Here is a 12,855-nt window from a genome sequence, read left to right as displayed (position 1 = left end):
GGTCGCTCCGGCGGTGGCGGCCGCGGGGCCGGGCGTGGTGGTGACGTCAGCCGTAGACGATGCGGCGCAGCTGGCGCAGCGAGAGTTCGGGCGGTGCCACCGCGCGGTACGGCAGCTCGGCCGTGATCCGCTCGAAGATGTCCGCGTTGGTCAGTCCGCCGGACTGCAGCTCGCGGTGGCGTCGCCGGATGAACTCCTCCGTCGTCTCGTCGAAGTACGCCAGTACGTCCAGCACCACCCGGGCCGCCTCGCCGCGGCTGAGCGGCGTGCTGCGGACCAGGTGGTCGATGAGGTCATCGTGGGACATACGGCGATCGAGCATCCGTAGATACTGCGGCCCCCCGGGGTGTTTCGCAAGAATCCTGCCCGATATCGGGCAGGCTCGGGTTCTAATGGCGAGAAAACTGACGAAGGACGGCTTGTTTGGCGGTGATGAACTCCTCCTCGGTGAGCACCCCGCCCTGATGAAGATCGCCCAGCTCGCGCAGTCGTCGCAGCAGGGCGTCGTGATCCGCCTCACCCGCTTCGGGCTGTGCGAGTCCGGTGGGCGCCGCGTCCAGAGCCGGGGGCGCGTCGGCGGGGGCGTCGGTGGGGGCGTCGGCGGGCTCCGCCGGGGTGAAGGGGTGCGGCAGCCGGGCCGTGACGGCGGCCGCGACCAGCGCCATCAGTGGGTCCTTCCGGAAGCCGTACAGCACGACGGCGTGCGGGTCGTACTTGGGCGCGGCCGTCGCCGTCGCCTTGGCCACGGTGAAGCGGAGGAAGCCGTTCTCCAGCCCGGCGGCGGGAAACCACTCCACCGCCTCCAGGTCCGCCAGCGGGATCGTGCGGGGCCCGCCCGACTTCTTCGACTCCTCCGTCTTCCAGTTCCATTCCAGCCGGATGCGCTCACCGTCGAAGGACGCGGTCGCGTCACCCGCCGTCGCCGACAGCGGCACCGGCGGACCGGCCAGCAGATAGCGGTCGCACGGGCCGGAGGGCACCTGGTCGAGCAGCAGGGCCTGCCGGACCTCGTCGACCAGATACTCGGCGACGCCGGTGCGGTCCGGGTCGACCGACAACTGATACGGATCGGCCGCGTCCGGCAGCTTGCCGCCCGTGGCCTGCGCCAACGGGTCCGCGCCCACGCGTAACCGCAGCCGCAGACGGCCGGACTTGCGCCCCGGTTCGTACGCGACGCCCGCCAGCGCCTCCAGGGGCACGGCCAGTTCGCCGAGCGCCTGCCGCACCGGGTGCACGCTCTTGTCCCGCCCTGGGACGATCCGTACCGCTTCTCCGTCAAAGGTCCACATGCCATCGCGCTGGGTGATTTCCGCCATGAGGTGGATTCTGACAGCCGCACAGCGGACACATTGGTCTACACCTTGACCCCAACTGGGCGTCGCGGTACGCAAGATGTCGCGGTACCCACGATGCGACGCTTCGTTGAAGGGAACCCCTGTGAGACGACGCCGTGCTCGACTGCTGTGCTCCCTCCTGCTGACCGTGGCGGCCGGGGCGGGGGCGGGGACCGCCGCCACCGCCGCGCCTTCCTCCTTAGCCGCCTCCGCTTCCGGCTCCGCCGCCGCGCCGGTCCCGCTGGACCGGGTCGTGCCCGCGCCCGCGTCCGTACGGCCCGGCAAGAGCCCGTACACGCTTCGCTCGGCGACCCCGATCCGGGTGGGCCAGTCCCGTGCCGCGCGCACGGCGGGCGACTATCTGGCGGGCGTGCTGCGCCCCGCCACCGGCTACCGGCTGCCGGTCACCGCGCGCGGGGGCGCGGACGGCATCCGGCTGCGGCTGGTGGGCGACGAGCGCGGCGCGGAGGGGCCCGGTACGAAGGGTGCGAAGGGGCTCGGCGCGGAGGGCTACCGGCTGGAGGTGAACCGGCGCGCCGTCACCATCAGCGCCCGTACGTCCGCCGGGCTCTTCCACGGCATCCAGACGCTGCGGCAGCTGCTGCCCGCCTCCGTCGAACGCGCCACCCGCCAGCCCGGCCCCTGGCGGATCTCCGGCGGCACCATCACCGATGTGCCGCGCTACGCCTGGCGGGGCGCGATGCTCGACGTCTCCCGGCACTTCTTCACCGTCGACCAGGTCAAGGCGTACGTCGACCAGCTCGCCCTCTACAAGATCAACAAGCTGCACCTCCACCTCTCCGACGACCAGGGCTGGCGGATCGCCATCGACTCCTGGCCCCGGCTGGCCACCTACGGCGGCTCCACCCAGGTCGGCGGCGGGCCCGGCGGCTACTACACCAAGGCCGACTACCGGGAGATCGTGCGGTACGCGGCCTCCCGCCACCTCACCGTCGTCCCCGAGGTCGACCTGCCCGGCCACACCAACGCGGCCCTCGCCTCCTACGCCGACCTCAACTGCGACGGCGTCGCCCCGCCCCTCTACACCGGCACCGAGGTCGGCTTCAGCTCGCTGTGCGTGCCCAAGGAGGTGACGTACGACTTCGTGGACGACGTCATCCGCGAACTCGCCGCCCTCACCCCCGGCCGCTACCTCCACATCGGCGGCGACGAGGCGCACTCCACCAGCCACGCCGACTACGTGGCCTTCATGGACCGGGTCCAGCCGATCGTCGCCAAGTACGGCAAGACCGTGCTCGGCTGGCACCAGCTGACCGGCGCCCGGCCCGCGCGGGGGGCGATCGCCCAGTACTGGGGGACGAGCGGAGACGAGAAGGAGGTCGCCGACGCCGCCAAGAACGGCACCCGCCTCATCCTCTCGCCCGCCAACCGCGCCTACCTGGACATGAAGTACGACCCGAGCACCCCGCTGGGGCTCAGCTGGGCCGGATACGTCGAGGCGAAGCAGTCCTACGACTGGGACCCGGGCAGCTACATCGCCGGTGCCCCGCCGTCCTCGGTCCTCGGCGTGGAGGCCCCGCTGTGGTCGGAAACCCTCTCCACCAGCGACCACATCGAGTACATGGCCTTCCCCCGCCTCCCCGGCATCGCCGAACTGGGCTGGTCGCCACGGTCCACGCACAACTGGGACGACTACCGGCTGCGGCTCGCCGCGCAGGCACCCCGGTGGGACGCGATGGGCATCGACTACCACCGCTCCCCGCAGGTGCCCTGGCCTGCCGCCGGGTGATCAGTTGCTGGTGATGGAGGGAATCGCCGTCGGCGCCCGGACCGGATCGAACCGGAAGACCTGGCCCGTGTCGTCGGCGGCGCAGGGCAGTTGGAGCACCGGGTCACCCTTACGGGTCGATCCGCCGGGCACCGACACGCACTGGTCCGTGTGGACCGGCCGGATCCGGTAGCCGCTCACCGGCTTGGTGACCCGCTGGATGCGGAACGACTCGGCCGTGCCCCGGTGGCCGCAGTAGTCGTCCATCATCTGCGTGCCTCCCTTGGTGCTGCCCTGGCCCACCCCGAGACATCCGTAGCCGAAGACGGGGTGGAGGGACCGGAGCCGGACGGTGGCGTCGCCCGACTCCTCCAGGGCGTACACCGGAATGCTGCGACGGCAGTCGGCCTGGAAGATGCTGCCCCCGCTCTTGCTCTCCACCTCGGCCAGGCACAGCGAGGAGACGGCGGAGCGGATGCGGTAGGTGCCGGGGGCGGGCGTGGCTGGAGCGGACTGGGCGGACGGCGCGGCGGTGCCCCGCGTCCGCGGCTCGCCGTCGTCGGCCGTCATGGCCACCGCGAGCGAGGCCGCCGCGCCCACGAGCACCAAGGTCAGCGCCGCGCCCATCAGCTTGCCGCGCGGCACCCGTTGGCGGCTTTCCGGCGGTTGTTCACTCCGTTCCGCGATGTCGTGATAGATCTCCAGCCATTCCGCGGAGCGATCTTCTTCTCCGCAGGCGCGGAGAAAGGCCATCAGCGTTTCGGTGCGCGGTAAGGCGTCCGTACGTAACGCATCGGCCAAGGTGCTGCGTGCCAGCACGTCGCCGCGCTCGGCGGCACGCTCCTCCAGCTGCCGATAGGTCAGTCCCGATCTTTCTTTCAGCTCCCGCAGCAGCGCGACGAATTCAGCGGCATTGCGCGCAGAGCGCGGCCCCCATTCCCCCTGGCTCCCCATGCCAGCCATGCTGGCGGAGGCGATGCGGGGCGGCAATGCGAATTCGCGCCCTTCCGGTCCCGGTCCGTTCCCAGTCCGTTCCCGGTCCGTCGATGTCCCGGACAAGGCCCTGACCAGGCCGGACAGTGGCGGGCTGTCCGGGACACCCGGACCCTGTTGCTCTCGTTCCGCCGCCTCAGCAAGCCCTTGGGCAGCGCCGAATCAACGTGCGAATTCGCGGCGCATTCGCAGACGAACCAACTGAAAAGGGAGCGACGAAATGTCTCGTACTCGCAAGTTTGTGATGCCCTTGGGTGTGGCGATTGCCGCCGGAACTCTCGCCGCGGGCGGGGTGACCCCCGCGGTGGCGGCCGCACCTTCGGTGACCGGAACCACTCAGGCCACGTCGTTCGTGGGCTGCGCCTCGCTCTACAGCAACAAGCCGGGCCGGGCGCAGATCAAGAACATCTGCAGTAAGGCGATCGACGCCACCGTATCCGTGGACTGGTCCTGGGACCCCTCCTGCATTCGGATCAACCCGGGGCGCATTCTCTCCATCACCTGGAACTCGACCGCCGGGAAGGCGGAGTACGCCTACGAGTGCTGATTCCGCACGGCTGTCGGCCGACAGCCGGGGGAGGGGAGACGACCGGGGGGCGTCTTCCCCTCCCCGTCCTCGGTTCGGGGCTCAGCTCGCGAACCCCAACTCCCTTGCGATCAGCATCCGCTGCACCTCGCTCGTCCCTTCGCCGATTTCCAGGATCTTGGAATCGCGCCACATCCGGGCCACCGGGTATTCGTTCATGAAGCCATATCCGCCGTGGATCTGGGTCGCCTCGCGCGCGTTGGTGACCGCGACCTCCGAGGAGTACAGCTTGGCGATGGACGCCTCCTTCTTGAACGATTCGCCGAGCACCAGGCGGGAGGCCGCGTCACGCCAGGCGACGCGGGCCATATGGGCGCGGGTCTCCATGTCGGCGATCTTGAACTGGATGGACTGGTTGGCGCCGATCGGGCGGCCGAAGGCCTCGCGGGTCCTGGCGTACGACACCGACTCGTCCACGCAGCCCTGGGCGAGCCCGGTAGCCAGGGCGGAGATGGCGATGCGGCCCTCGTCGAGGATGCGGAGGAACTGGGCGTAGCCCCGGCCCAGGTCGCCCAGCAGGTTGGCGGCCGGGACACGGCAGTCGGCGAAGGACAGCTCGCGGGTGTCCGAGGCGTTCCAGCCGACCTTGGAGTAGGGGGCGGCGACGGTGAGACCGGGGGTGCCGGACGGCACGATGAAGGAGGAGATCTTGGGGCGGCCGTCCTCGGTGCGGTCGGTGACGGCGGTGACGGTGATCAGGGCGGTGATGTCCGTACCCGAGTTGGTGATGAAGCACTTGGTGCCGTTGATCACCCACTCGCCGGTGGCCTCGTCCAGCCGGGCCGTGGTGCGGGTGGCGCCCGCGTCGGAGCCGCCGCCCGGCTCGGTCAGGCCGAAGGCGCCCAGGCTCTCACCGGAGCACAGCCCCGGCAGCCACCGGCGCTTCTGCTCCTCCGTCCCGTAGAGGAAGATCGGCATCGCGCCGAGCGAGACCCCGGCCTCCAGGGTGATCGCGACGGAGGAGTCCACCCGGGCCAGCTCCTCCAGGGCCAGGCACAGCGCGAAGTAGTCGCCGCCCATCCCGCCGTACTCCTCCGGGAAGGGCAGCCCGAACAGCCCCATCCGGCCCATCTCGCGGATGATCTCGTACGGGAACTCATGCTGCTCCCAGTACTCCCCGATCTTCGGGGCGACCACATCGTGCGCGAACGCCTCGACGGTGCGGCGCAGTTCCTCGTGCTCGGGGGAGAGACGATGGTCGATCGCCATGACTCACATCTCCTTCTGGGAGGTCTGGGAGTTCTGGGAGAGGGCGCGGACGGTGCGGGACGGGCTGGGTCGGCCCAGGTGCCGGGCCATCCACACGCTGGTGGCGGTGAGACGGTGGATGTCGATCCCGGTCTCGATGCCGAGGCCGTCGAGCATCCACACCAGGTCCTCGGTGGCGAGGTTGCCGGTGGCGCTCTTCGCGTACGGGCAGCCGCCCAGGCCGCCCGCGGAGGCGTCGACGGTGGTCACGCCGTGCTGGAGCGCGGCGAGGGTGTTGGCGAGGGCCTGGCCGTAGGTGTCGTGGAAGTGGACGGCCAGCCGGTCGGCGGGGATGCCCGCCTCGCCCAGCGTGGCCAGCAGCTCCCGCACATGGCCGGGGGTGGCCACGCCGATGGTGTCGCCGAGGCTCACCTCGTCGCACCCCATGTCGATCAGGCGGCGGCTGACCGAGACGGTCTGCGAGACCGGGACCGGGCCCTCCCAGGGGTCGCCGAAGCACATCGACAGATAGCCGCGCACGGTGACGCCCGCCTCGCGCGCCGTGGTGACCACCGGCTCGAACATGGCGAGCGCGTCGTCCACCGTCCGGTTGAGGTTGGCCTTGGCGAACGACTCGGTCGCGCTGCCGAAGACGGCGATCTCGCGGGCGCCGAGCGCGAGCGCGCGCTCCAGACCGCGCTGATTGGGCACCAGCACGGGGAGCCGGGCGCGCACATCGTCGATCAGCGGCATCAGCTGCTCGGCGTCGGCCAACTGCGGCACCCACTCCGGGCGGACGAAGCTGGTGGCCTCGATGGTGCCCAGCCCCGCGTCGGCCAGCCGCCGGATGAACTCGGCCTTCACGGCGACCGGCACGAGCGTCTTCTCGTTCTGCAGCCCGTCCCTCGGCCCCACCTCGTGGATACGCACCCGGGTGGGCAGCCCCGGGGCCGGGATGGTCATGGGGAGGGTCATCACTCACGCTCCTCGGTTACGCGCGGGGTGACGACCGCCAGCAGCTGGTCCATGGCGACGGTGCTGCCGGGGGTCACCTCCAGCTCGGTGACGGTCCCGTCGTGCGGGGCGGAGATCAGGTGCTCCATCTTCATCGCCTCGACCACCAGCAGGCCCTGGCCCGTGGTGACCTCGTCCCCGACGGCCGCCTTCACGACGGTGACCGTGCCGGGCATGGGAGCCGTCAGCTCCCCGGCGTGCGCCGCGGTGGCCCCGCCGCGCAACGCCTCCTCAATGGGGTCATGCCCCGCCACCCGCCAGGCATCCCCGCCCCGCCCCAGCCAGTGGCTGACGCCGTCGGCGGCATGCCGGAAGCGGTGGGTGACCCCGCCGAGGTCCAGCAACACCGACCCGTCGTCCATCCCCACGAGCCGGGCCGCGACGCCCGACCCCGAGCCGTCGGCCTCGGCGGCCCCGCTGCCGCCGCCTGCGGCCGCCGCACCGCTGTCCGCCGGATGGCCGGGCGCCGGGCGCGCCGCGTCCACGGGGTCGGCCGGGCCGCCGGGCCGGTCGCCCGCTGCCGCGTCGTGGGCGGTGTGCGGGTCGCCCGCATCGGCGGCTGTCACGGCGCTGCCGACCGCGCCTGTTGCGGTGCCGCCGCTGCCGGTCCCGGACGTGTGGCCGGGCGGAACGACCGCTCGCCCGGCCGCGGACGGGCCGCCGCCGGTCCCGGACGCGTGGCCGCCCGCGGGGCGCCGCGCGTCGTCTGCCTGCGCGGCATCCGCGCGCTCGATGCGGACCCGCGCCTCGTGGGCCCGGCCGCGCACGCGGACCGTCACCGGGTCGTGGCCGGGAATCCGCAGCCGGTGGACCGTCCAGGCGGGGTCGCCGCCGATCCGCCACCCGGTTGGTACAGAGAACGGATCGACCCAGACATCCGCACCGGATCCGCCGCCCCGCGAAGCGCCCGGCTCCAGCGCCGCCTGGCGCAGCAGCGCCGCCGCCGCGTAGACCTCGTCGGGGATCGCGGACGGGACGAGCGAGGCCGCCGCGCGGTCGACCAGACCGGTGTCCAGCTCACCCGAGACGACGTCCGGGTGGGCGGCCAGGCGCCGCAGAAAGCCGGTGTTGGTGTCCACACCGAGGACGGTCAGCGACCCCAGGGCGGCGCGCAGCCGCCGCAGCGCCGTGGGGCGGTCCGGGCCGTGGGCGATGACCTTGGCGAGCATCGGGTCGTACACCGTGCCGACCTCCGTGCCGGTGCTCAGCCCGGAGTCGACGCGCACCCCCTCGCCCGCCGGTTCGTCCAGGGCGAGCACCGGACCGGCCGAGGGGAGGAAGTCCACCCGGCCGTCGCCCGCCACCCGGCCGTCGCCCGCCACCCGGGCGGTCTCGGCGCAGATACGGGCCTCCACCGCATGGCCGCCGAAAGCGATACCGTCCTGCCCGTACGGCAGCGGTTCGCCCGCGGCGACCCGCAGCTGCCACTCCACCAGATCGAGCCCGGTGATCAGCTCGGTGACGGGGTGCTCGACCTGGAGGCGGGTGTTCATCTCCATGAAGCAGTACGCGGACGGGTCGGCGCCCGGCACGATGAACTCCACCGTGCCCGCGCCCACATAGCCGCACGAGCGCGCCGCCTGCACCGCCGCCTCGCCCATCAGCGCCCGGGTGGTCTCGTCCAGCAGGGGGCTGGGCGCCTCCTCGATGATCTTCTGATGGCGGCGCTGCAGTGAGCATTCGCGCTCGCCGAGGTGGATCACCTGGCCGTGGCCGTCCGCCAGGACCTGGATCTCGATATGGCGCGGCCGGTCGATCCAGCGCTCAACGAGCAGCGTGTCATCGCCGAACGCGCCGCGCGCCTCGCGCCGGGCGGCCGCGATCTCGTCGGCGAGCAGCGCCTCGTCCCGCACGAGCCGCATGCCCTTGCCGCCGCCGCCCGCGGACGGCTTGAGCAGCACGGGGGTGCCGATCTCCCGGGCGGCGTCGATGAGCTGGGCGTCCGTCAACCCACTGCCGGAGGAGCCCGGCACCACGGGCACCCCGGCCGCGCGCACGGTCTCCTTGGCGCGGATCTTGTCGCCCATCAGCTCGATGGCCCCGGCCGGGGGGCCGATGAAGACGAGCCCGGCGTCGGCGCAGGCGCGGGCGAACGCCGCGTTCTCCGCGAGGAAGCCGTAGCCGGGGTGGACGGCCTGGGCGCCGGTGCGGGCCGCCGCCTCCAGCAGCCGCCCGATCGACAGATAGCTCTCGGCGGCGGCCGCCGGGCCGATCCGCACGGCCGTGTCCGCCTCCCGGACGTGCCGGGCGTCCGCGTCGGCGTCGCTGTACACGGCGACCGAACGGACGCCGAGCCGCCGCAGGGTGCGGATGACGCGCACCGCGATCTCCCCGCGGTTGGCCACCAGGACCGTGTCGAACATCGCATGCGCCGCACTCATCGGGTGCATCCCCTCACATCCGGAAGACGCCGTAGCCGGGCGCCGCGGGTTCCTTGGCCGTGCGGTCGGGCAGCGGGGCGCTCGCGCACGCGGTGAGGGCGAGGCCGAGCACCGTACGGGTCTCCAGCGGGTCGATCACCCCGTCGTCCCAGAGCCGTGCCGTGGCGTAATAGGCGCTGCCCTGCGTCTCGTACTGCTCGCGGACCGGGGCCCGGAACGCCTCCTCGTCCTCCTCGCTCCACTTCTCGCCGCGCGCCTCCAACTGGTCGCGCTTGACGGTCGCGAGGACGGAGGCGGCCTGCTCGCCGCCCATCACGGAGATCTTGGCGTTGGGCCACATCCACAGGAAGCGCGGCGAATAGGCGCGGCCGCACATCGAGTAGTTGCCCGCGCCGTAGGAGCCGCCGATGACGACCGTCAGCTTGGGGACGCGGGTGCAGGCGACGGCGGTGACCATCTTGGCGCCGTGCTTGGCGATGCCGCCCGCCTCATAGCTGCGGCCGACCATGAAGCCCGAGATGTTCTGCAGGAAGACCAGCGGGATGCCGCGCTGATCGCACAGCTCGATGAAGTGGGCGCCCTTCTGGGCCGATTCGGAGAACAGGATGCCGTTGTTGGCGACGATGCCCACCGGATGGCCCATGATCCGGGCGAAGCCGGTGACCAGCGTCGTCCCGAACTCTGCCTTGAACTCGGCGAACCGCGAGCCGTCCACCACGCGCGCGATCACCTCGCGCACGTCGTACGGGGTGCGGGAGTCGACCGGGACCGCCCCGTACATCCCCGCGGGGTCGACCGCGGGCTCCTGGGAGGGCGTGAGCGGCCAGGGCGGCGCGCCCTGCTGGGTGGGGGAGGGCGGCAGGGTGGCGACGATCGTACGGACGATGCGCAGCGCGTGGGCGTCGTCCTCCGCGAGGTGGTCGGTGACGCCCGAGACCCGGGAGTGCACCTCGCCGCCGCCCAGCTCCTCCGCGGTGACGACCTCGCCGGTGGCCGCCTTCACCAGCGGCGGCCCGCCCAGGAAGATCGTGCCCTGGCCGCGCACGATGACGGCCTCGTCGCTCATCGCCGGGACATAGGCCCCGCCCGCCGTGCAGGACCCGAGCACCGCCGCGACCTGCGGGATTCCGGCGCCGGACATCCGCGCCTGGTTGTAGAAGATCCGCCCGAAGTGGTCGCGGTCCGGGAAGACCTCGTCCTGCATGGGGAGGAAGGCGCCGCCGGAGTCGACCAGATAGACGCACGGCAGCCGGTTCTCCAGCGCGACCTCCTGGGCGCGCAGATGCTTCTTCACCGTCATCGGGTAGTACGTGCCGCCCTTGACCGTGGCGTCATTGGCGATGACGACCACCTCACGGCCCGCGACCCGCCCGATCCCGGCGATCACCCCGGCCGCCGGGGCCTGGCCCTCGTACAGCCCGTCGGCGGCGAGCGGCGCCAGCTCCAGGAACGGCGAGCCCGGGTCCAGCAGGGTGTCCACCCGGTCGCGCGGCAGCAGCTTGCCGCGCGCGGTGTGCCGGGCCCGCGCCTTCTCGCCGCCGCCCAGCCGGGCCGCGGCGAGCTTCTCGCGCAGCCGCGCGGCCAGCTCGCGGTGCGCGGCCTCATTGGCCTGCCAGGCGTCGGACCCCGGGTCGGCGCCGCTTCGCAGCACCGGTGCCTGCTCCATCGCTACGGCCCCCCTCGCGGTTAGTGGTCGTTAACTCACCCATCAGGTTAACGACCACTAACCCCGCTGTCTAGAATTGCTTCCATGAGCACGCAAGCCCCTGCACCGACCCGCCGCGAACAGATCCTCAAGGAGGCCGCCCGGCTCTTCGCCGAGCGCGGCTTCCACGGCGTCGGCGTCGACGAGATAGGCGCGGCGGTCGGCATCAGCGGCCCCGGCCTCTACCGTCACTTCGCCGGGAAGGACGCGATGCTGGCCGAGCTGCTGGTCGGCATCAGCGGCCGGTTGCTGACGGGCGGCAAGCGGCGCACCGCGGAGGCGGCGGAGGCCGGGGACGCCCCGGCGGTGGTGCTGGACTCGCTGATCGAGGGCCACATCGACTTCGCCCTGGACGACCGCCCGCTGATCATCCTCCACGACCGCGAGCTGGACCGGCTCCGGGACACCGACCGCAAGCTGGTGCGCTCGCTCCAGCGGCGGTACGTGGAGCTGTGGGTCGAGGTCGTCCGGCAGGTCTACCCGGGGCTCGCCGAGGCCGACGCCCGGGCGTGTGTCCATGTCGTGTTCGGGCTGCTCAACTCGACCCCGCATCTGGGCCGCCCCGGCGCCCTCCCGGGCCGCGAGGCCACCGCCGCCCTGCTGCACCGCATGGCCCTGGGTGCGTTCGGCGCCGCCCACGCCTCGGACGGCTCCGCCCACCCCTCGGACGCTCTGGACAGGTGAGGTGACTGGCCGGTAGCTTCGGCTGAGCAAGCGCTTAGCCAGAGGGAGGCCGCAGAGATGCGTCGCACCGTGTTCAACGAGGACCACGAAGCATTCCGGGAGACCATCCGCGACTTCATCGCCGCCGAGGTCGTGCCGTACTACGAGGAGTGGCGGGAGGCCGGTCAGGCCCCGCGCGACTTCTACAAGAAGCTCGGCGAGCTGGGCATCTTCGGCATCGAGGTCCCCGAGGAGTACGGCGGCGCGGGCGAGACCAGCTTCAAGTTCAACGCGGTCATCACCGAGGAGTGCGCCCGCGCCGGGGTGAGCTTCGGCGGCAGCAGCGTCCACACCGCGCTCTGTCTCCCGTACATCCTCAAGTACGCCAACGAGGAGCAGAAGCGGCGCTGGCTGCCCTCCTTCGTCTCCGGCGACCTGATGACCGCCATCGCCATGACCGAGCCGGGCACCGGTTCGGACCTGGCGGGTATGAAGACCACCGCCAAGCTGTCCGAGGACGGCACCCACTACGTGCTCAACGGCGCCAAGACCTTCATCACCGGCGGCGTGCTCGCCGACCGCGTCCTGGTCTGCGCCCGGACCGCCCCCGCCACCCCCGAGGACCGCCGCGCGGGCATATCCATCCTGGTCGTGGACACCAGGAGCGAGGGCTACGCGGTCGGCCGCAAGCTGGAGAAGCTGGGGCTGAAGACGTCCGACACCGCCGAGCTGTCGTTCACCGACGTCAAGGTGCCGGTGGAGGACCTGCTGGGCGAGGAGGGCAAGGCCTTCGGCTACCTCGCGCACAACCTGCCGCAGGAGCGCCTGGGCATCGCCGTCGGCGCGTACGCGCAGGCCGCCGCGGCGGTCGAGTTCGCCAAGGCCTACGTCCAGGACCGCGAGGTCTTCGGCAAGAGCGTGGCGACCTTCCAGAACACCAAGTTCACGCTGGCCGACTGCAAGGCCGAGGTGGACGCGATGCAGGCGGTCGTGGACCGGGCCCTGGACGCGCATGACGCCGAGGAGCTGACCGCCGCCGACGCCGCCTCGGCGAAGCTGTTCACCACCGAGCGCGCGGCCGTCGTCATCGACAAGTGCCTGCAGCTGCACGGCGGTTACGGCTACATGATGGAGTACCCCATCGCCCGGCTGTACGCGGACACCCGTGTCACCCGCATCTACGGCGGGACCAGCGAGGTCATGCGGTCCATCGTCGCCAAGTCGATGGGGCTGTGACGGTCGTCATGTGCACGCCCATCGGC

General features: G+C 72.0%; 11 protein-coding genes. 4 read left to right on the top strand and 7 right to left on the bottom strand.

Annotated elements, in window-relative coordinates:
* Positions 1-46 precede the first annotated feature (46 nt).
* Positions 47-322, bottom strand: a complete 276-nt coding sequence (locus ACFV9T_RS09060) for a hypothetical protein (protein WP_100807152.1) — start codon at positions 320-322, stop codon at positions 47-49.
* 67 nt (positions 323-389) lie between these two features.
* On the bottom strand, positions 390-1,316 hold the full coding sequence (locus tag ACFV9T_RS09055; RefSeq protein WP_385437765.1) for a DUF4429 domain-containing protein: 927 nt from the start codon (positions 1,314-1,316) through the stop codon (positions 390-392).
* Positions 1,317-1,392: 76 nt separating this feature from the next.
* Here ACFV9T_RS09055 and ACFV9T_RS09050 point away from each other — a divergent pair, with 76 nt between their 5' ends.
* Positions 1,393-3,084, top strand: a complete 1,692-nt coding sequence (locus tag ACFV9T_RS09050) for a beta-N-acetylhexosaminidase (protein WP_385437763.1) — start codon at positions 1,393-1,395, stop codon at positions 3,082-3,084.
* On the opposite strand, the gene ACFV9T_RS09045 is transcribed toward ACFV9T_RS09050, so the two are convergent.
* The gene (locus ACFV9T_RS09045; RefSeq protein WP_385437761.1) at positions 3,085-4,017 is read right to left on the bottom strand and encodes an RICIN domain-containing protein; all 933 of its coding nucleotides are present in this window, start codon (positions 4,015-4,017) and stop codon (positions 3,085-3,087) included.
* A gap of 259 nt (positions 4,018-4,276) precedes the next feature.
* On the opposite strand from ACFV9T_RS09045, the gene ACFV9T_RS09040 reads away from it, so the two are divergent.
* Positions 4,277-4,603, top strand: coding sequence for a hypothetical protein (locus ACFV9T_RS09040; RefSeq protein ID WP_385437760.1), 327 nt, complete (start codon positions 4,277-4,279; stop codon positions 4,601-4,603).
* 81 nt (positions 4,604-4,684) lie between these two features.
* Here the strand turns inward: ACFV9T_RS09040 and ACFV9T_RS09035 are convergent, their stop codons facing one another.
* From ACFV9T_RS09035 to ACFV9T_RS09020, 4 genes are read right to left on the bottom strand one after another with little or no spacing between them, the layout of a single operon-like run.
* Positions 4,685-5,851, bottom strand: a complete 1,167-nt coding sequence (locus ACFV9T_RS09035) for an acyl-CoA dehydrogenase family protein (protein ID WP_385437758.1) — start codon at positions 5,849-5,851, stop codon at positions 4,685-4,687.
* A 3-nt stretch (positions 5,852-5,854) separates the two neighbouring features.
* The gene (locus tag ACFV9T_RS09030) at positions 5,855-6,805 is read right to left on the bottom strand and encodes a hydroxymethylglutaryl-CoA lyase (protein WP_385437756.1); all 951 of its coding nucleotides are present in this window, start codon (positions 6,803-6,805) and stop codon (positions 5,855-5,857) included.
* Positions 6,805-9,207 (bottom strand): biotin carboxylase N-terminal domain-containing protein, encoded by a 2,403-nt coding sequence (locus tag ACFV9T_RS09025; RefSeq protein ID WP_385437894.1) that lies wholly within the window; start codon positions 9,205-9,207, stop codon positions 6,805-6,807. The genes ACFV9T_RS09030 and ACFV9T_RS09025 overlap by 1 nt, the downstream gene beginning before the upstream one ends.
* Before the next feature lie 31 nt (positions 9,208-9,238).
* A complete protein-coding gene (locus ACFV9T_RS09020; protein ID WP_385437755.1) occupies positions 9,239-10,891 on the bottom strand; it encodes a carboxyl transferase domain-containing protein in 1,653 nt (550 codons plus the stop codon).
* 84 nt (positions 10,892-10,975) lie between these two features.
* On the opposite strand from ACFV9T_RS09020, the gene ACFV9T_RS09015 reads away from it, so the two are divergent.
* A complete protein-coding gene (locus ACFV9T_RS09015) occupies positions 10,976-11,614 on the top strand; it encodes a TetR/AcrR family transcriptional regulator (protein WP_385437753.1) in 639 nt (212 codons plus the stop codon).
* Between the two features lie 57 nt (positions 11,615-11,671).
* Positions 11,672-12,829: an acyl-CoA dehydrogenase family protein gene (locus ACFV9T_RS09010; protein ID WP_385437751.1), complete on the top strand. Its 1,158-nt coding sequence runs from the start codon at positions 11,672-11,674 to the stop codon at positions 12,827-12,829.
* The last annotated feature ends 26 nt before the right edge of the window (positions 12,830-12,855 follow it).

Origin of the sequence: Streptomyces sp. NPDC059850 (assembly GCF_042731515.1) — a bacterium.
Lineage (GTDB): Bacteria > Actinomycetota > Actinomycetes > Streptomycetales > Streptomycetaceae > Streptomyces.
This window is presented reverse-complemented; position numbering and strand designations above follow the sequence as displayed.